The organism is Paenibacillus sp. G2S3 (genome assembly GCF_030123105.1).
In the GTDB taxonomy this organism is placed as follows: Bacteria; Bacillota; Bacilli; order Paenibacillales; family Paenibacillaceae; genus Paenibacillus_AQ.
The window spans coordinates 974751-996028 of record NZ_CP126095.1 but is presented as its reverse complement, the minus strand read 5'-3'; the positions used below and the strand labels follow the sequence as shown (position 1 = coordinate 996028).

The 21278-nt window shown below is 44.1% G+C and carries 14 protein-coding genes; 3 read left to right on the top strand and 11 right to left on the bottom strand.

From position 1 onward, the window contains the following. Nucleotides 1-34: 34 nt before the first annotated feature. The 8 genes from QNH28_RS04380 to QNH28_RS04345 all read right to left on the bottom strand — a co-directional run bounded on the left by QNH28_RS04380 (nucleotide 35) and on the right by QNH28_RS04345 (nucleotide 11624). Nucleotides 35-2104, bottom strand: coding sequence for a class I SAM-dependent methyltransferase (locus tag QNH28_RS04380; RefSeq protein ID WP_283910318.1), 2070 nt, complete (start codon nucleotides 2102-2104; stop codon nucleotides 35-37). A 127-nt stretch (nucleotides 2105-2231) separates the two neighbouring features. Beyond that, entirely contained in the window at nucleotides 2232-3107 is an 876-nt protein-coding gene (locus QNH28_RS04375; RefSeq protein ID WP_283910317.1) for a radical SAM/SPASM domain-containing protein, read from the bottom strand. An 18-nt stretch (nucleotides 3108-3125) separates the two neighbouring features. After that, on the bottom strand, nucleotides 3126-4112 hold the full coding sequence (locus QNH28_RS04370) for a Gfo/Idh/MocA family protein (RefSeq protein WP_283910316.1): 987 nt from the start codon (nucleotides 4110-4112) through the stop codon (nucleotides 3126-3128). Nucleotides 4113-4456: 344 nt separating this feature from the next. Beyond that, nucleotides 4457-5845 (bottom strand): threonine synthase, encoded by a 1389-nt coding sequence (gene thrC, locus QNH28_RS04365; protein WP_283910315.1) that lies wholly within the window; start codon nucleotides 5843-5845, stop codon nucleotides 4457-4459. A gap of 103 nt (nucleotides 5846-5948) precedes the next feature. After that, nucleotides 5949-6452, bottom strand: a complete 504-nt coding sequence (locus QNH28_RS04360) for a CYTH domain-containing protein (RefSeq protein ID WP_283910314.1) — start codon at nucleotides 6450-6452, stop codon at nucleotides 5949-5951. A 757-nt stretch (nucleotides 6453-7209) separates the two neighbouring features. Continuing rightward, complete coding sequence (locus QNH28_RS04355) at nucleotides 7210-7791, bottom strand: hypothetical protein (RefSeq protein WP_283910313.1); 582 nt, start codon at nucleotides 7789-7791, stop codon at nucleotides 7210-7212. A gap of 617 nt (nucleotides 7792-8408) precedes the next feature. Further along, complete coding sequence (locus tag QNH28_RS04350) at nucleotides 8409-9392, bottom strand: phosphotransferase enzyme family protein (protein ID WP_283910312.1); 984 nt, start codon at nucleotides 9390-9392, stop codon at nucleotides 8409-8411. 180 nt (nucleotides 9393-9572) lie between these two features. Further along, the gene (locus QNH28_RS04345) at nucleotides 9573-11624 is read right to left on the bottom strand and encodes a beta-galactosidase (RefSeq protein WP_283910311.1); all 2052 of its coding nucleotides are present in this window, start codon (nucleotides 11622-11624) and stop codon (nucleotides 9573-9575) included. A 170-nt stretch (nucleotides 11625-11794) separates the two neighbouring features. Here QNH28_RS04345 and QNH28_RS04340 point away from each other — a divergent pair, with 170 nt between their 5' ends. Beyond that, entirely contained in the window at nucleotides 11795-12628 is an 834-nt protein-coding gene (locus QNH28_RS04340) for a helix-turn-helix transcriptional regulator (RefSeq protein ID WP_283910310.1), read from the top strand. A gap of 76 nt (nucleotides 12629-12704) precedes the next feature. On the opposite strand, the gene QNH28_RS04335 is transcribed toward QNH28_RS04340, so the two are convergent. The 3 genes from QNH28_RS04335 to QNH28_RS04325 all read right to left on the bottom strand — a co-directional run bounded on the left by QNH28_RS04335 (nucleotide 12705) and on the right by QNH28_RS04325 (nucleotide 18611). Further along, nucleotides 12705-13628: an alpha/beta hydrolase gene (locus tag QNH28_RS04335; RefSeq protein ID WP_283912047.1), complete on the bottom strand. Its 924-nt coding sequence runs from the start codon at nucleotides 13626-13628 to the stop codon at nucleotides 12705-12707. A 221-nt stretch (nucleotides 13629-13849) separates the two neighbouring features. Next, a complete protein-coding gene (locus QNH28_RS04330) occupies nucleotides 13850-16033 on the bottom strand; it encodes an alpha-galactosidase (protein WP_283910309.1) in 2184 nt (727 codons plus the stop codon). Nucleotides 16034-16058: 25 nt separating this feature from the next. Continuing rightward, nucleotides 16059-18611: a beta-mannosidase gene (locus QNH28_RS04325; RefSeq protein ID WP_283910308.1), complete on the bottom strand. Its 2553-nt coding sequence runs from the start codon at nucleotides 18609-18611 to the stop codon at nucleotides 16059-16061. A gap of 314 nt (nucleotides 18612-18925) precedes the next feature. Here QNH28_RS04325 and QNH28_RS04320 point away from each other — a divergent pair, with 314 nt between their 5' ends. Next, a complete protein-coding gene (locus QNH28_RS04320) occupies nucleotides 18926-20275 on the top strand; it encodes an ABC transporter substrate-binding protein (RefSeq protein ID WP_283910307.1) in 1350 nt (449 codons plus the stop codon). Between the two features lie 107 nt (nucleotides 20276-20382). Then, complete coding sequence (locus tag QNH28_RS04315) at nucleotides 20383-21276, top strand: carbohydrate ABC transporter permease (RefSeq protein ID WP_076105422.1); 894 nt, start codon at nucleotides 20383-20385, stop codon at nucleotides 21274-21276. Nucleotides 21277-21278 lie beyond the last annotated feature (2 nt).

Sequence of the window (21278 nt, the reverse complement as noted above, 5' to 3'; positions counted from 1 at the left end):
TGCTTTTTTAGATGCAGATGATGTTGTTCTACGGCTATTCCTTCCGAATCACAATAAAGCAGGTACTGTCCGGCAGCGCCACTTCCTGTCCGCTCTCATCCATGAACCTTACTCTGTCGCGCAGCGCTTCGGTATAACCTTCTTGCAAGTAATGCCGGAAGACTTCAATCTTCGCCTGTTTTCCTAGAATCTGTTCAATAAATGAGGCAAACTCCGTCGGAGTAAAATAACCAAACTGTTCCTGAACCTCATGAATGAAAGCTTCTTCGCCCCAGGTATACGTATATAAAAATTCCATGGCATCATTTACGGGCATGAGCACTTCTTGTTCCCCTAATCTCTGATACTGAATCTGACGTCCGGCAAAATCCTTCGCATAACGCTCCAGCCACGCCATACCGTCCTCCTCCAGAAAGCGAACTCTCCGCAGCAAAGCTGTGGGCTCGGTCATAATCCCATCACGAATAATGATAGCCCCGCGCACTGACAATACATCAAAGGCACTTCGCAGAGCGGCCGAAACGGTGTCATGATTGAACTTTTTACCATTAAGCGGCACATAAGAATATAGCTCATGCAAAATCGAAGAAAAAATTACCGTATCCACCGTTCCAGCCTCTACGAAATCCTTAAGGTTCAGCGCATCTCCCTGCAGGACCTCCCATTGACGACCTTCCCGCTGCTTGCGCTGCCGCAAAGCTTCCACTACATTGCTCGATATATCAATGCCGATTGAGGTAATCTCTGGCATACGCTCTTCCAACAAATCCAGCAGCACACCGCCGCCTGGGCCGATATCCAGCACTTTTTGCCCTGTGACATGCTCCAGGATCACAGCCTTATAATCTGCTGTGTCATTCATTTGACTTAAGTAGGTATCTTCATTATGAAAACGGTCGAAGGCGTCCCTGCGTAGCTCGAACAGATCGAATAACAGCAATACAGCACGTTCATACAAAGGTGACTTTTCGGCTTCCATACAGAATTCGATCAGCTTCTCTGCCGCTGCCGAGAATTGGAACTGAAAAAACAGCGTGTCGGGCAGATGTTCCTTAGCATATGGCCGAAGCATTAGATGAGGGTTCTCAGCAGGTAAAGTCCCTTTTTCGATAGCCTCCCATGTAAGCTCCGATAAATATTTTTCTATAATTCGCTTCTTATAAACATTGATCTTCTTAACACCCTTATAGTCATAGTAAATACTGTTCATAACCTGCTCGAAGCTGATATGGCGTAAGGGTTCATTCTGAGCCCTTCGCGCAGCAAGCACCATCACCTTCAGAAATTGCTCCAACGAGAAGGTCTGCATTGCAGATTCCACATACCAGAAGATAGTTTTACTTAAAGACTCCAACCGTTCCGCATGGAAGCCTTCCTGTGTCAGCTTTGCCCATTCCGTAGTAAAATCCTCTCCTCTGGAGATCGGACCTAGCCGCATTCTGCGCAGTCTTTCTTTCATCGGCATTGGGCTAGCAAGTTCACCGGATGAAATCAGAGCGATAAGCTGCTTCACTTCATGCTCTACATTCAGCCATAGCTCGGGGGATACAGCTCCGATGATGCAATGATTAAGTACGGTTAGTAAGCGTTCAAGTTCCTCGGCAGTCAGTAACTGTTCTTCCACAAGATCACGCAGCGGCTTATTTACTTCCGGAGGCACCTCCCCACGAATTTGCTGTCCTATGAGTCCATGGGTTTCAATTAACCGCTCAATCAACGCGCTTTTTTCAGAGACAGTTCCGCCCAAATGTTTCCCGTATAATTGTGCGGAGCCAATGTTATGTACAAAACAGTTAATGCCTTCTTTCTGCCAAAGTAACCGCTCCTTCAATGTGCCACCCTTAGCCGTTTCTGACCAGATTAACGTTTCTTCCACAAGCTCTTTTATCCAAATTGAGCAGGGAAGTTGATCCAGAATCTGCAAACTGCGTTCCACATAATCCAGCACAGGATTCCTGCGATCCAGCTCCTCTAGAGATTCCACACGTTCCAAATTAACAATTTGCTCCTCCGCTTGGACAATAAGCTTCAGCCAGAGGTTATCCTCCAAATGATCTTGTATTCCTTCATGGTATAAGGTGATGGCTTCCAGCGATTTCAGCATATACTCCTCCTTCGCTCCAAAATGGAGATTATAAAGACTTATTATTATATATACACTCCCGTTAATTAAAAAACAGAACCAGGACTCATGAAATAGCCATGTCCCAGTTCTGTTTACATTCCAACATTTAAGTTCCGAACCGTTGCCGATATCCGCACTTGCGGCACAGCTCTTCTACCGCCTCTCTACGAGAGAATCCATAAAATAGATTGTTCGCTCGCTCACCCTCTACGATTTCTGAGAACGGAGTCTCATGAATGTTTCCGAGGTTAATGACTCCCTCACCATCCAGACAGCACGGCACAACGGTACCATCCACAAGGATTGCCGCTTGGCTGCGCAGCGCATGACAGAACCCTTTTCCGTCATCCTCCGGCTCGTTCAGTGCAGGCCAACGGAACTCATGGTCCTGATTGAGATACACGCGTGGGGCAATCTTGACGCCACTGCCAGGCACAACCTTTTCCTCGATCTTGAAATCAAGGTTGAAGGCTTCCTCTAGCACAGCAAGGGTCTCACGGTTACGATTCTTCTCCAGATTGGTCAGATTATCCTCCGTCAAATTCCACAGCCGGAACGAAATAATCACCCCTTGCGCGGAAGCTTCCCGTACAAAAGAAATAATTTCCGCCAAATACCCTTCGCGGTTCTCAGAACCCTCATGCCCATCAAAGCTGTGCAGAGAGAAGTTCATCTGACGTAGTGCAGGTTTGCCAAGAATCTTAGGCCCAGCTTTATGAATCAATGTGCCATTGGTTGTAATATTGACCTTGAACCCTTTGGCATGTGCGGCATCCAGCAGCTCACCTATCTTGGGATGCAGCAATGGCTCACCTTTTACGTGAAGGTAAATATGATTACTATGTGGCTTAATTTCATCTAATATTGTATTAAAAGTATCGAGCTTCATAAAGTTCTTCGTTCGTGCGGTTTGTGGACAAAAGCTGCAGGCAAGGTTGCAGACGCTTGTTATTTCAATATATACCTTTTTAAAAGTCTTCAAGTGCTGCTCCCCTTCTATTTATAGATCTGCGGCATAGCGGAGGCCGATCTGTGCTCTAGCTTCCTCCATAACCTCTGCTACCGCCAAGGAATTTGCATGCGTGTTAATTCTGCTTTCCCGGTCTCCGTTCTTAATTAAGTTGATAAATTCCTCAACCTCATAATACATAGATTCGAACACCTGAGGCTGTGTAAGCTCCTCGACGGTCCCGTCACGATAATGAATCTTCACTTGGTAAGGTTGGTTGATCTTATCGATCACCATTGTACCACTTTCCCCTTGAATCTCAGCTGGCAAATAGGAATCAGCGATCTTGGAATGCATCACAACTGCGTCCATATCATCGTACTGCATAACGATGCTTCCTTCGCCATCCACTCCAGAAGAGAGCATAAGACCCACGGCCTGCACAGAATTTGGTTTCCCGAACAACACTACCATAGGATACAAACAGTAAACGCCAAGATCCATCAACGAGCCATTAGAGAAGGCTGGGTTAAAAGCATTTAACACCGTTCCCTGCCGATAGGCATCATATCTCGATGAATATTGACAGTAGCTCGCGAAATAACGGCGAACTTGGCCGATTTTATACAAATTGTCTCTGATCACTCCGAAATTCGGCATGAAGGTCGATTTCATTGCTTCTACCAACAACACATCATTGTTCTGCGCGGCTTCAATCATTGCTCTAAGCTCCGCACTGTTTGAGGCAGCTGGTTTCTCACAGAGCACATGCTTGCCATGATTTAAGCACATAATCGCCTGCTCAGCATGCATGGAGTTCGGGCTTGCAATGTAAATAGCATCGACATCTTTACTGGAAACCATATCTTCCAAATTCGTATAAATTGTAGCTCCAGCATATTTTGCAGCAAAGGCCTGACCTTTCTCCATTGTGCGGGAGTACACGGCTGTCAGGATAAACTCCTCATTCTCCAAGCCGGCTTGCACGAAGCGGTCAGTAATAAAGTTTGTTCCAATGACCCCGAAACGAATTGTCATGATAATCCCGTCCTTTTTAGTTCTTACTAAATCTCTATATGCTATTTTCTCACTCTCTGGGTAGTCATGTCTACTTTTCAGGACAAATTTCCGACAAATTCCGATAGATCGTCCTTGTGAAAAAAAGAACCACTCCTTATCTTTTGTCGATATCAAACTATTCATAGTAAACAGCGACATTATTTGTCGAAGAATGCAGTTAAACATCCCCACAAAGTGGGCCTTTGCTTCGATGCATAATCAGGTACTTTGCGGGGACCCCAAATATATTTTCTGAAACGTTAAAAAAGGCTCCCATTCTTAACTTAAGAACAGGAGCCTGCTGTGCCATATTGAGTTACAACTTATTTATAAAAAGCCTGCAATTGACGCACAATTTCATCCTTGTCATGATCCACTACCGTTTGGTGTTGTGGCATCTCGAACAACGCTTTAATTGGTGCCGGGAATTCCTGCTTTATGTCGATCAGCGTAATCGCCTCATCGAACTTAGCTGGATGCGCGGTCGCAAAGGAAATCCCAATCTCATCCGAGCCATTAAAAGCCTCGTAAGCCGCGATTCCACATGCAGTATGCGGATCAAGTAGATAGCTAAATTCTTTTTGATACTTAGCAATTGTATTCAAGCATTGATCATTCTTCACGCCAAGCGCTGCAAAATCCCGTTGCACCTGCTGAAGTGCTTCACCTTCGAGCGTAATCTTACCCTCAGTCTGCAGCTTGGACATGTATGCAGATAATTTCTCGGAATCCTCGCCTACCAAATAATACAAATACCGCTCAAAATTGCTCGCCACTTGGATATCCATAGAAGGACTGTATGTGCTTGTGAAGCCGCCCGGTTTATATTCACCCGTATTCACGAAACGCTCCAAGATGTTATTTTCATTCGTTGCGATAATCAGTTTGTTAATCGGTAATCCCATTTGCTTCGCCAAATATCCGGAGAAAATATTACCGAAGTTACCGGAAGGCACGCTGATGTTAATCTTCTTCTCGCTGCTGCCATCGACATGCAAATACGCATAGAAATAATAGACAGTCTGTGCCAGAATACGTACAAAGTTAATGGAGTTGATCGCACGCAGATGATAGCGACTCTTAAAGTCGAGATCCGCGAACAGATCCTTAATCACCTTCTGGCAATCATCAAAGTTACCATGAACAGACAGGTTCAGTACATTACTGTCATCAACCGTAGTCATCTGCAGCTCCTGCACTTTACTTACCTTACCATGGGGATGAAGAATACAGATCTTGATTCCTTCTTTACCACGAACGCCCTGAATGGCAGCCGCCCCAGTATCCCCCGAGGTTGCTCCGAGGATGTGGATGATCTTGTTCTGCTTTTTGGAAATATAAGAGTACAGCTCACCCATAAACTGCAACGCTACATCTTTGAAGGCAAAAGTAGGACCATGGAACAATTCCAGTACATATAAGGAATCATTCACTTGGTGAATAGGCGTTACTTCCGGCGTGCGGAAATTTCCATAACTAGTGTTGACCATTTCCTGCAAATCTTCTAAAGGAATCTCATCATTAGTGTAATAAGCGAAGATCTTCAGAAATAGCTCCTGATAGCTAAGACTTCTCCACTCTTCCAAAGTAGCTGCTGAAACGACAGGAATCTCGGAAGGGACCATCAATCCGCCGTCATCGGCAAGTCCCATCAACACCGTATCGATAAAGCCTTTAGGTTCCACATTGCCTCTTGTGCTTATATACTTCATGCTCATCCTCCTGAACCCCTCTATATAATATATATAAATATAAGTTTCACTTTATAGTTGCTTGTTTTCCCTATATACTACCACGTTTACGCGCTAAAGTCCGTTAATTCTTTGTCTTATTTTGTAGCTCTTTCCAGACGGTTTTGTTGCTGTACTGCCGTTCCGTGCTGACATCCTTGCCGAACCATTCCGGTGCCTGGAAGCTTTCCGCTTCCTCCAAGGATTCAAATTCAACCTCCAGAACGGACAATTTCAGCTGAGAATAGACGTCGATCTCAACCGTTGTGTCATTCCACACTGCCGTAATCCGCTCTTTGACCAAGGCTACCGCATTTACTGCCTCAATCATCTGATTATATAAACCCTCCGAGATAAAATATTCGATCTCTTCGCGTTTGATCCCTTTGCCATCCTTAAACGTGTGTGTATACGTTACCTCACCTGAGTCCAGATCCGTAATTTTACGTACACGCAGCTCTTGTCCGCCGTCTATCGCCAGATACGTCTGATCGATATTATGCCGGGTCACAATCTTCAATTCGCCTTCTTGAATAAGCTGCTCCGGAAATTCCGGCAGCAGAAACTTGCGTTCGATCTCCAAAGCCATGATGTTTCGCTCCTCTTCGTGCCATTTATTTTATATTAATAATCATCATAGGGGTGAGACAAACCCAAGTCAATGTAGATTATGGGGAAAAAGGTCATCCTTTTATCAAAACATGAAAATGCTGTGCTCAGCGCGTGACTATCTGGGGCGTTCCTCATACGGTTGGCGGGAGAATGTAAGTGATGGGGTTGAGCGTGTGATAGGTTGGGTGAGCTTAGGATTGGTTGGATGAGCTTGCCTTAAGCGACGACGAGTGTACCTTGGGAGGTAAGTGTACCTTGCATGGTGAGTGTACGATTGGATGGGGGAGTGCGTGACTGTAGGGGGGACGATCTACGATTGGCGGGGGTCCTCACTGTCTAACGGACTGTTTAGTCGCTATTTACGAAAAAAATGCCTTTTGGGGCAGCTATCGGACCTAGAAGGCACTATTCACTCCAAAACACCTCATATTACCACCGATTTTAGCCAATAGCTGCACTGGAGTCCGCGAAAGGCCCAAATGAGCTACTTTTTAGCAAATAAATGCTCCTGTGTCCGTGGGCAGCGCGGATAATAATAGAAACAGCGACGGTCATGGACGGGGAAAAGAAAGCCCTAGACTGTCGCTGTTTAATTGAACTATAGTTTCCCGTTAGTTGAACAATATGGATTAGACAATTCCTATCGTATGCAAAAGACCCCTCGGTAATTTGTAGCTTGTGCTCCATGAGATTCTTTTGCCATATTGACATAATGACCCTCAATGATTAACTATTTATCTTTTTAATTCTATATAATTCATATTATAATCTTCTCCCAAGTAATTCATCACTCCAGAAAATCCATTTAATTCCCACTCTCCATTTTTGTTTGGAGTAAAAATATATTCTCTATTCCAATCCTTTAATTTCTCATCATCACCAACATATTCTTCCTTAATGCTTAATCTAGTTTGATTAAAAAACTCATTCTCGAAGTAACTTTTATAAATGACCGCATTTGTTATAGTTATTCCTTTATGAAAGACAGTTGGATATAATGTGTTCTGTTGTACATACATATCTGACTCGGGATCGGAATCCATATTATTGATAAATAATATAGATAGAATATCCTTAGCATGGACTCCAAACTCTTCGGTAAAAGATTTTTCTAATTCCTTATACTCCAGTTCTGACACCTTTTCTCGCAACGCTAAATCAATGATCATTTTTTCTTTCTTCTCAACCATTTCATTTGCAGTGTTTATATCAAAATTAATTGTTTCTTCTTTAATCGGCTTTAATTGTTCTGATGATTGACAAGCCGATAAAAACAAAATAACCATACTAAGCAAAACTAAGTAGAATCTCCTCATAATTAGCTACTCCTCCCCTACAATCACACTCTTTTTTAATGAATATAAATTATAGTTTACTGAGTTTGGCCGTGGTCGCGTAATTCTTAAATTATAATGTTCTCCGTAATCAGTCTTCCTCCTCTTTCTTCCACTACTCTGCACGTTAGCCTATTAAAAGAATTTCCTTATCATAACTAAAAAATCAAAAAAACCGACTCCTTGGTCGGTTTTTTCATGGTATTGGTGAGGTGAACCGTGGCTATGCAAAACCACTATCCGTCACCACGTTACGTCTTTTTCTAATTGATCAAGATGGAATAACCCTAAGACGCTTCAAATTCAACCACACGCCCTCTGCCAAAACAGAGATTAAATAGGCTATGCCACAAGTTAAGAACAAAGGACCTCACTAAAACAAAAATAGCGTCAAAAGCGTAACCAAGACGCAATTGACGCTATTTTTTTCTTGAACCAACTTTTAATCCTTTGACTATAGTATCGCTACTCGCAGACAAGTAGATATCCATTGATTTTGTTCCTGCATTTATTCCACGTGCAGGTTCTTCACTTATATTAAATGCTATTCGTGTTTTGTTGCCATTTTACCCTGTTCACAAGAACCTATGACTTCCATTTCAATTATCGAGAAACGAATAATATACCTCTTTCCCCTCAAGAAAATCGCGACATAACGTGCTACATATTTTGGAGGCGTGCTCTTTTATCCAGCCGTTCCTCTCAGGGTCATGAATAAAAAATACGTAACTAATAAAAATATCCATAAATATTTGTCCTTCAATATACCGAATCTCATCAAGCGAAAAGCTTGATTTAGAAGCATAACCGTCCAAAAGCGTTTTACGGAGCTTACTTTTCAGCATGGAAGATGCTGAGCCCAAATCAAACAGGTAGTAACCATAACCAAATAAACAATAATCTATTAATATAGGGTTTTGTTCTGACACAATAACATTCCCCAGTTGAAAATCAGCATGAATGAATCCCCATGAGTTGTCCCTAGCGTCTAGTTCTGCTAGTTGTTCTTTTACTACGAGTAGAACACTACTAATAACTTCGTAGTCCTCCTGAATAAGGGCTCCATTGTCTGTTCCCTTTCCAAGTTCTATTAAAGTTTCATCAATCTTTGTGACATTGTATACAGGTCTATGTAACTCCAAGGGCATTAGCGTTCGTGAGAATTCATGTAAACTGGCAAGATTTCTACCTAATCTATAAACAATCTGTTCAATATTGTCTTCATCTTGGGTAAGCGTCGAGCCTTCGATCCATTCTAATAGAGTTGCCAAACTGGTACCAAATTGCTCCGAACTATATTCAGTAACCAGTTCCCCTTTTTGATTTAGAACAGGTCTTTGAACTTTTAGTATGTTCTTCTGATCGATTTCTCGCAGAAAAAACATTTCTGCCTGTAATCCATCTCGGGTATGTTGTAAGCCTGAGAACCCTTCAGATATTGGTTTATGTATACGTAACAAATAATCCTTGTTATCCGTTTTGTCGGTCACTTTAAATGTAATATTCTCATTATGTCTAATGAATTCAATGATTGGATCGATAAACGAATACTGCAACATTACTTTCTCAGCTTCAGTGATCATAAGACTTCCCTCCTTCAAATCTAGAATATTCTTTATATTGTACCTGTTGCTCGTTGTATTTCATTAGAATAAATAACTATATTTAAAAAGTATCCTTTTGAATATCTCCTATAAAAAAATAGAGTTACATATTAGTTCTCTAATACGCAACTCCATTAATATCATTATTTATTCATAGCGTTAATGTAATACCAATACACCAAAGCCTTCCATAGTAACCTCACCCGATAACGTTGTCCCGCTCAGTAAATCCATTTTGGTCTCATGAAGATGGATCGCGACAGGAGCTTCACTATAGTTAAGTAAAAAAGTATAACTGGAAGAAGCCCCGTTTCGAACTTGCAGCTCTACATCTTCAGGGAGCAGTAGCCAATCTACTGGCGACTGCAGACCGATCTGATCTATGATCATAGACGCAGCTTGCTCATTAAAGACTGCTCCGTGATACCAAACCTCGCCTTTGCCGCGACGATTTCTCGTAACTGCTGCCTTCCCAGCGTAATAATCCGAGGCATAAACCGCCATGACTTCGGCCGAATCATCCTCAATTCGGAGAATATCATTAAAATCATCTGCCCCCGTAATAACTTCGACCTCACCAGACCAGCTAATCGTTGTGGGCTTACGATTGCCCTTAACCATGGTGAATTCTTCGACTGTGATTCCGCATAAATCCCTAGCAGCACCTGGGAAAGGCCGCATATAGCATTGACCACGTTCATCTTTGTAGCCAGTTCTGCATCCGAAGATCAGTTTTCCACCTTGCTGAATGTATTCATCCAGAAGCGACGCTGTCTCATCTGTCATAATCGCCGGATGAGGATAGATAAGCACGTCGTATCGTGCGAGTTCTTCCAGCGTTGTCTTTTTGCGTAAATAGAGTACGTTATTCGGGATATGCTTCCGTTGGAGTGCCTTGTACCACTCCTTATTGCTCTTCCACATAAATGGACCATGCCATACATCGTACTCTCCATCCCACTCATTAGCATAATCACGAACAATAGCAACGTTAGCCTGATTACGAGTGCCGATAAGTGCTTGACCTGCCGCTGCCAACTCTTGACCGATCTGTCCCGCTTCCTGTACTCTTCGGTTCGGCTGGTTATGGTAGTCGTTAATGCCATGCCAATAAATTTCATTGCCCATCGTAGCTGTCCGCCAGCGGAAATACAGCACCATATCTGCGCCATGAGCGATCGATTGATAGGTCCATAACCGCATCTGTCCTGGCTTGGGAGAAGGCATATCCATCCGGTTCACCCAGCCACCCGGTCCCGACTGCTGCTCCATAATACAGAAATTAGGGGAAATAGAACGGACAACAGATAATGAAAGTCCCCAGCCTCTGTCATTCAGCGGATTCCGCTCCTTTGGATCATTAAAAATAGTAGAGAACTGTGGATAAGAGTCATAGCTGAAAAAATCCAGCAATTCATCCGTCAATTCATGGCTGTCGAGATGCCCAAACAGACCGTTCGTTGTTACCCATTGCTTTGGAGCAAGTTTACGGATGATATCCGCTTGGTTTTTGGCAAAAGAAATTGTATTGTCCGATATAAACCGCTTTTCATCCAAAGCCTGATGAGGATTAGGCTGCTTAGGTACTGGGGTCGGCCGTGGAAGATATACCTGAGACCAATTGCTGTAGCTCTGATTCCAAAAAACTGCCCCCCAAGCCTCGTTTAGCTTCTCAAGTGTTACATATTTCTGCTTCAGCCATTCCCGGAAAGCCTTATGGTCACTCTCGGAATAAAATTCACTAATCTCGCAGTTGAGCTCATTATCAATTTGCCAGCCGACTACACCTGGATGATTGCCATAATGTTCAGCCATCTGTTCCGTAATTCGTGCACACAGCTCACGATATTTAGGGCTACTGTAATTATAATGACGACGCATGCCATGCTGAAGGGTAACACCTTCATAGGTCACGTTCAATACTTCTGGATACTTATAGGTCAGCCATGCTGGAGGTGTTGCCGTCGGCGTACCGAGCACAACCTGAAGACCATGTTTATGAGCTAAATCAATCGCACGATCAAAGAGCCCGAACTGAAATTCACCCTCAGCAGGTTCAAAAATAGACCAAGCAAACTCCCCGATCCGAATGATCGTAAAGCCTAGTTCTCGCATTCGGCGATAATCGTCCTCCCACATGCTTTCCGGCCAGTGCTCCGGATAATAACAGACGCCAAGCTCGAATTTTTCTATTGCGACAGGTTTCTTCATGATTACCTCCAAAGTATTAAAAATATGCTTTCAGTATTTTATAATTCTATTGTAGTATCAGTGTTAACAAGGCTTATATAACAAAATATTGCGATCGTATCACAATCTTGCGTTAATTACTTCAATCCAACTAGCGCTCTGTAGCGCGATAGAAATGGGTGCCACATAACATGAAGAAACAATGGTATTTGCCGACACCGGCTTTTTCAAAATATGTCTGTTATCCTGAATTTCTGGGACATTACAGTCACTTTCCACAGCATACCGAGAGAAGAAGTGAGGGGTTTCTGGGAAGCTATAACCTGCATTTAATTTTTGGTGGGAAGGGTTATGTATTCCATGAGGGCGAACGTATTCCGATGAGCAGAGGACGAGGTTTTCTTTATCCTAAAGGGGCTTATCAGCAGTACGGCTCAGATCCTGGGGAGCCTTGGGATGTTCGTTGGGTTCATTTTAGCACTGAAATTGTACTCCCCTTATTAGAGGAAGTGGACCAGTCTCGTGCATACCTGTTCACCTTTGACTTGGAGGCCAAGCTGGACGAGCTGTTCGAGGAAATGTACTTGCTGAGCGCTTCCTATGTAACACGTAGTGAGCCAAGGCTATCCGCACTTCTGTATGAGCTTCTAGTGAAATTGCTACAGAATTCCGAACCGCTTCACGGCTCAGTACCACACGAGGTCAGGCAGTCTATCCGCAGTGCCGCAGATATCATTCATGTCGAATGTGCTCGACCTTGGTCACTGGAGTCGATGGCAAGACTAACCGGGTATAGCAGCTATCATTTTCTACGGCTGTTCCGAATGGTTATGGGCAAAACACCAAACCGTTATTTAACGGATTGTCGACTGGCCAGAGCCAAGCTTCTACTGGTTTCTACTGGACTCTCTATTGCTCAGGTTGCGACTCAGTCCGGTTTTGCCCAGTCCAGCTATTTCATTAAAGTGTTCAGAACGTTTGAGGGGATGTCCCCCGTAAAGTACCGTCAAGCTTTTGGATCATAATTCCTTAAACGTTAAACGAGAAAAAACCGAACCACAATCAGAGAAAACCCTGAAGTTCGTCCGGCTCAACAGTCATTTACTTAGCTTCTTCCATAAATACTCTGAAGTTTTCTACGATCTCTTTTGCTTTAGTACGATATAAATAATGTCCTTCTTCAAATGTCATTACTTTTCCATGTACAGAGTCTTTTATTTGCTTTTCATGCTCTGGTATCCATCTATCCGTTGCTGGATGATTTGCTTGTACAAAGAATATTAAAGGAAGATTATTGGGGAAGGTTAAACTTTCAGCTGTTTTAAAATTAGAATACATACTTCCGGCTTCATTTAATTGGGTTGGATTATATATGTTTTTGTTATTAATCATTCTCATTTGATCTTTTGTTGTATCATCAAACGGTAGTTCAGCAATGGGGTCAGCACTTAGTTTCATTTGCAATCTGACGAGACCTGATTTTTTGAGTAGATTTAAAGTTCTTAATGCCGAAGCTTCAATCTTCCTCTCACTTAGCGATGGAACACTACTATCGAGCCCGACAAATGCACTCACTTCATTTTCATATTTGTTAACATAATCTAGTCCGTAAATGCCCGAAATGGAGTGGCCCATTAGAATATAACGGTCAATATTAAGCCCCTGTAAAGCTTCATGAATTTCACTTACAATATTCTCTGTGCTGCGCTCCTTGTTGGTCAGATCACTTAATCCATACCCAAAAGGCTCAATCATGACAACTTTATAAAACGGTGATAGCTCATCTATTAATGCTTTAAAATCAAGAGCTGGTGCTGCAGTACCATAGCCTGGTAATAGCACAACTGTTTCTTCGCCTTGTCCTTGAATCAAAACATTCATATTTTTTCCATCTACAGGTACTAACTGACCATAGGGCTCTATTTTTCTTTGTTCCGATTTGTTGCTGATCAGATTAACTGTATATACAATGGCGAGAAAAAGCACAATGGCTATGATTATTGCTCCTATTATTTTGAGAAGCATGTTTAGTACTTTATTTGTTCTCGTGCCCACCTTTGTTGTTATTCCCTCTTTTATTTTCACTTGTATTTTCTCCTGTCATCCTCTGTGTATTGGACCGCCCTATCCGACTCTAAGACAAGACTAACCAATGAAGATGTACTCCCCATGACGTTAACATGAACAGAGCATGAACAGGCAAAATCCACTTATACCAGCACAAAAAAACAAACCAAGAGCCGGGCTCATGACTTGTTTCCCTTTGAAATAACTGTCTGTTCCTGCACCTTCAGTTTAAAGCATCCGCTAACATAATCTTGTTGAATATCCGGCAGTGCCAGTCCGACCTGCATTAGTCGGTCACCTCCGTAAACCTCACCGCTTGCCTCCAGGGTATAATTTAGCTCCGGATTCAAGCCGTTCAGCTTCAAGCTCCGGCGTGGTGGGTTCGGCACAGCCATCACCCGGAAATAATACACCAACGCTTCACGCTGGTCATCGGATACAAACATCCAAGCTGTTTCATTGCCCTCGAACGGACTTTGCAGACGATACAGATTACCTTGCTGCACAAGGGTGCGGATTTGTTTATAGTTCGCAACCTGTTCCTTTACAAGCTGCTTCTCTTCGTCTGTAAACTTGGTAAGATCAAGCTCATATCCGAAATTACCGGACATTGCCACATCTCCACGAAAGGACAGGGGAGTGATTCGTCCTACCTGATGGTTCGGCACAGCGGACACATGCGCACCCATCGCGCTGATCGGATACACCAGACTTGTGCCATACTGAATCTTCAGCCGCTCCACAGCATCGGTATTGTCGCTGGTCCAAGTCTGCGGCATGTAATGCAGCATGCCCGGGTCGAAGCGGCCACCTCCGCTGGAGCAGCTCTCGAACAGAATATGTGGAAACTCTGAGGTCAGTCGCTCCAAAAGCTCATACAAACCTAGCACATAACGATGCGCAGTTTCCCCTTGCCGTTCAGGGGGTAATTCCGCAGAGCCAATCTCCGTTAAATTACGGTTCATATCCCACTTCACATAGCTAATCGGCACGGTGGAGAAAATTCGGCTTAACGACTCATAGATGTACTGCCTTACATCCTCCCGCGTATAGTCGAGCACCAGCTGCCAGCGCGCTTCGCTGCGGCGTCGTCCCGGCACATGCAGGCACCAGTCGGGATGCTTCCGGTAGAGCTCACTATCCGGTGAGATCATTTCCGGTTCGAACCAGAGGCCGAACTGCAAGCCAAGATTGTTCACGCGCTGGGCGACATCAGATAGTCCACCAGGAAGCTTGCGCAGATCCTCCACCCAGTCTCCGAGCGAAGAGTTGTCGGAGTCTCTTTTGCCAAACCAGCCATCATCCAGCACGAATAGCTCGATCCCAAGCTTCGCTCCTTCGGCGGCTATCGACTCCAATTTATCCGCATCGAAATTAAAATAGGTGGCTTCCCAGTTATTGACCAAGATCGGCCGTTCCTTATCTCTATATAACCCTCTGCACAAACGAGTCCGGTACAAGCGGTGATAGGTTCTCGACATTTCCCCGATCCCCTCGGATGAATACACCATAACTACCTCTGGGGTCTGGAAGTGTTCTCCCGGCTCCAGCAGCCAAGAGAAATCAAAAGCGTTCGGCCCCATCGTAAACCTTGTCATCCCAAAGGAATCGACCTCTGCCTCAGCTTCAAAGCCTCCACTATACACAAGACTGAAGCCATAGGCCTCTCCATGATTTTCATCTGTTTCAGGTTTCACCAGCGCAGCAAATGGATTTAACTGGTGGCTGCTCATTCCTCTGCGGCTCCCAATGGTCGTGCCACCTTGCACCAGACGTCTGCGAGTCAGATTACCTTCTCTTGACCAAGCTCCTGCTAAATAGATCATATCCATTTCCCCAGATGAGAAATCGACACTAGCACTCAGTGCACGTTGTAATTGGAGCTGCGTTTCCCCATCATTTATGAACTCGACCGAGCGGGTAATTACGTTGGAATGCTCATATATGGTATATCGTAAAATAACAGTTAGCTTGGCGTAATCATCCTTAAGCGTAAGCTCTAGCGTCTGTGCTTCTTGGTCAGACTCTACATATACTGAAGGCAACCCGGCAAGTGCTGGTTTCCCCTCCATTACGCGATACCCACTGTATTTCAATTCCGTGATACGAGTGCCGTCTTCAAGCCGAACTTGATAAGCAGGCGTTCTGAAATCTCCTGCGCCGTATTGTGGATATTCCTGCGGAAGTCGGTCGAGTCCCGTATTTCCTCCAAGATTTAGCAGACCGTCCAAATTGCTGTCCCTACGCAGCTTCTTGCCCCAATACACATGTGCCGGATAATCATTAATAAGCTGAAGAATATAACTCATCCCTGTACTTTGTAAATGGAATAGTCCCTTATCTTCCTGAATAGAAATCCCCATGCGCTAGTCCTTCTCTCCTTAAGATTCACAGTAAATCTTCGCTCACAAAATCAACCATCGATTGAACCTTTAGCCCCTTAGGAGCGGCCGGAATCCAATCCCTTCCATCGTTCCCGCGTTGAGAGAACGCTATCGTCTTGGACTGCCCTGGTAGAAGATCAAAGTAATTGTCAGAGAATATTCCTTCATCTTCTGAGATCAGATATACACCTCTAGCTAATACATCGCTTGTCACAGTGAAGCTTAGACCTCCGCTATCTGGAGTTTCCATTATGTTAATTACTGAACGCTGCAACCGAATTTCTTTTTCCGGGACAAAATAGTGCACCTTACGGTCTATCATCACGCCATCAGCTAGCAGGCTGATCTCAAACAAAACATCGTCCGATCTATGACCTTCTAGCAGTTCCGCCACTGGAGAAGAGAATACGATAGCCGCAGAATCAGCTCCCAGCTCAACCGGATATGTCCACTCTTGCAGTAGGGAACCGTTAAACTGATACAATTTAAACACCAAATCAGCGGTAACCGCTGTTCTTAAATCAGATACGACATGAACGTCAATCCGCTCACGATCTGTACCATCAATAGATAACAGAACATCTTGAAAGCTTGAGCGCACGGTATACTGCAGAGCTTTCCAGCGTCCGTTGTAATCCATCCCTGCCCATGAAGCGACCGGCCAGCAATCATTCATCTGCCAGTATAAAGTGCCCATACAATAAGGTTTATTTCTTCGGTGACTTTCAATCGCGATTCGAATCGCTTCGGCCTGTAGAATTTGACTCATATAGAGAAATGATTTGAAATCCTTCGGCTGCGGCAGATACATATCCATGTATTCCTTGATCAGCAGATTTCCGCGTCCATTCTTCTGATGAGCCAGCATCACCTCTGAGGTAAGCTCCAAATCCTGCTCTTCAGCATAGCTCATTACGGTCTTCAGTTCCGGGAACGACTGGAATCCGTATTCACTCATAAAGCGACCAACCTTCGTATTATAATTCTCAAAAGGCTCAATCCCGTGCCACACGCCCCAGTAATGAACATCCCCTTCGTCCACAATCCGCGTCGCGTGTTGATTCATATCTCCAGTCAAATTCCGCATCGGCGAAGACGGCCAATAGTCCACACCTGGATGGAACGCAGCTACAGCCTCCGGCAGAATCCGGTGGAATATTGCCTCATAATCAGCCCACATTGTAGCTCTTTGCTCAGCGCTGAGTTTTTCTTTCCAGCCCCAGCCCATATTTCCCTCGAATTGTGACCAGGCCGAATCAATTTCGTTATTTCCACACCATAAGGCGATACAGGGATGATTGCGCAATCTTTTGACGTTATACTCAGCTTCTTTCTTCACATTCGCAAGGAACGCTTCATCCCCCGGATACATGCTGCAAGCAAACATGAAGTCCTGCCAGACCAGTAGCCCATATTCATCACAGAGCTTGTAAAATATCTCCTCTTCGTAAAAACCGCCGCCCCACACTCGCAGCATATTCATGTTTGACTCTACCGCCGTGGCAATTTCATGCCGATACCGCTCCTTGGTTACTTCTGTGATGAAGCTGTCATTCGGAATATGGTTGGCACCTTTAGCGAAGACCGAGACACCATTCAGCACAAAAGAAAATGAAGCCCCTTTGGCATCAGGCTCCCGAAGCAATTGAATACTACGGAGTCCGGTTCTTACGCTTTTGCTAACTTCAACTTCCGTACCTTGCACCAAATCCGCTTGGAAGGTATATAAATGAGGCTCTCCGAGCCCTCTACACCACCATAGCTGCGGCTGATCTACCACGATATCCATCTCTATTTGTTGCTTGCCACTCTTTAAGGAAACCGCTTGCATAGACTCTAAACCATCAGCACTCATTCGTAGCATTCCCTGCCATGCCACAGGAGCATCTACTTCAATAATTGCAGTTAATTGAGCCTCTTCCTTTGTGATCACATTTTGGCGGATATAGAGATCTATAATTTGAACTGAATCACGTCCCTTAAGGGCCGCCTTACGCCATATTCCACTGGTCAAGAAACGCGGACCCCAATCCCAGCCGTAATGATAAGGTGCTTTGCGGGCAAAAATACTAATCCGCTGTTCCTCTAGTCCCCCAAGCTCGGATTGATCATTCGGTGCAGGTAACGCATACCCCAGCTTCGCTAGCTTAGGTAGATCCTCTTTAACTACAGAGCGGAATCTCACTCGTATATGGTTTTCACCAATCTTCAACTGATCTTTAACATCCACTCTCCACGCCAAAAACATATTGTCAGCAGCGAGCACATGTACATTATTCACATACACGTCTGCATATGTATCAAGACCTTCAAAGACCAGCTCCGTGCAAGTAAGCTCCACCCACTCTTCACCAAGCTGCAAAGTCGTTTGATATTCCCAGTCCTTCTTATCTATCCACTGTAGATCATGTTCATTTGTTCCATAGAAGGGATCCTCAATCTTTCCGTTCTTCAGCAAATCCGTATGGACCGTGCCTGGAACAGTAGCTGGAAGCCACTCCTCATCTCCACAGCCTCTAAATTCCCAATTCGCAAGCTTCATCTCTAGATGTTTCATAGTACCCTCCTAAAAGTTTTGTAGAGCATACGCTTCTCCGAACGACTTCGTACAAAACTCGCTTCGGGAAGCGTTCGCTTAAGTTTTGTAAGCCTATACATCTTTCAAAATAACATACCTCTTCTAGCATTTCATTGAATCCATTTGATATTCTTTGTATTTTGTTATCTATTAGTTAGGTATACGCTAATTATAATCCCTCAAACAAAACAAATAAAGACAATAAATAATAATACAATACATTTATTAACGCTTTATTTAAAGCTATAATGTTAATGTAAACGCTAACAAAATAATGAAAAGGGGATTAAATTATGAGAAATAAGTTATTTTCGTTATCTTTTGTTATGGTTATGGTTTTATCATCAGCACTTGCTGGCTGCGGCTCGAACAATGGCAGCAGCAATAACGGAGCTTCCGCAACCGATAAGCCCGCAGCAACGAACACAGAGACTACAGGCGGTGACACGACAAGCAACGCAACAGCCGAACCTGCAGCGGGAGCTGATATCAGCGGCAAAATTACTTTCCTAACTAACAGAACAGACATGATTGGCAAAGAGTACGACGAGTATTTAAAGCGCTTTAATGAAAAATACCCAAACATTAAAGTCGAATTCGAGGCTTCCCAGACCGACTATAATCAACAGGCTAAAGTCAGAATGGCCAGCGGCGAGCTTCCAGACGTTATGTTCATTCCAACCATTCCTAACTCCGACCTGCCGAAATACTTTGCTTCACTGGATGATCTCGGCCTGAACGATCAACTCACCTTTAAAGACTTTAAATCCTTTGATGGCAAGCTGTACGGAATTACCACAGGGAACTCGACATCCGGAATTGTTTATAACAAAAAAGCATTTACGGATGCTGGCATCACAGAAACCCCTAAGACTTGGGATGAATTCCTGGCTGCCTGCGAGAAGCTGAAAGCAAAAGGTGTCATTCCACTATCCTCTAACTTCAAAGATAAATGGCCACTCGGTACTTGGGCTTATGATACTCCGCGCCTAATTGCAGGCAACCCTGACTTCCCTAATGAGAAGCTGAACTCTGAGACACCATTCACCATGGACAACGGCTATGGTAAAGCCTTTAGCCTGCTCAAGGAGCTTAACGAAAAAGGTTATCTGGAAAAAGACATCAACTCCACCAACTGGGAGCAATCGAAAAAAGACATCGCTTCCGGTAAGTTCGCCATGTACTATCTCGGCAACTGGGTCATTAACCAAGTTATTGGAGCAGGAGCTCCTTCAGACAATGTTGGCTTCTTCCCGTTCCCTTATGACAATTCAGGTAAACCATCTGCTACTCTTAGCCCAGACTTCTTCTATGCTGTTGCCAAAAACAGCAAAAATTTAGAAGCTGCCAAGGCTTTCGTAAAATGGATGATTGAGGATTCGGGCTATGAGGATTTCGCGGGCTTTATCTCCCCACTAAAAGGAAAAGAATCTAATCTGGCTCAGCTAAAAGAATTCCAAGCTACCGGAGTAGAGCTAGTAGAAGGCACTGTTGACGATGCGAAGGTTACAGAGATCGGCAACAAGGCACAGCTTGATCTCCCTGCCGTTGTACAGGAATTTGTGCTCGCCAAAGATCCACAAACTGTATTAGACAAGTGGAATAAAGCTTGGGCCAAAGCCAAGAAAGACCTCGGCTATTAATTTGAGCTTTTGATTAGTAGTACACTACGGTGCAAAATGGATTATTGCTTTTACGGATAATCCATTTTGCCTTTCCATACCACGCTTTTATGAAAGAAGGGCTAGCGATGTTCGGAACACTTTCCTATAACAAACAGAAGACTATTATCATTGTATCCTTCCTCACGATTCCCTTGTTGCTGCTTGCAACCTTCACGTATTACCCGGCACTCAAGCTGATCTATTACAGCTTTACGAACTGGGATGGCTATAGCCCTGAGAAGCCTTGGGTTGGCCTGGATAACTACCGCGAGGTCTTCTCCAATCCCGATATCTTCAAGGTATTTACTCATAACTTTGCTTATTTCGCGATGGGGATTCTCCAGAATATCGTCGCTATTTATTTTGCGATTGTGCTGAATAGTAAGCTGAAAGGGAAAAATGCATTTCGAATCTTACTTTTCCTCCCTTACATTATGAACGGAGTCGCCGTCGCCTTTATGTTTGGTTATGTCTTTGACACCACTAACGGCTCTCTGAATATGTTCCTGAATAGCATCGGTCTAACCGGACTAGGACAGACCAGCTGGCTTGGAACAGAAGGACTGGTCAACTATTCTCTGGCGTCCACAGGATTTTGGCGTTTCATGGGTTATAACATGGTCATCTACATCGCCTCCTTGCAGGCCATACCAAACGATATCTATGAGGCCTCAAAGATCGATGGTGCCGGGCCTTTCCAAACCCTTTGGAGAATTACTTTACCGAATATGAAGCCAGTCATCCAGCTTAACTTATTTCTTACCGTCACAGGGGCACTGGAAGTATTCGATCTCCCCTTCGTATTGACCAAGGGCGGTCCTGCTGGCGCCAGCGAAACTTACGTACAGAAAGTTGTAGATACTGCATTTGCTTACAACAACTATGGTCTCGCTTCTGCCATGAGTATTATCCTGCTCTTCTTTGTCGTCATCGTACTATTAGTGCAGCAACTAGTTCTTAGCCGGGGAGGAGACAAATAGAT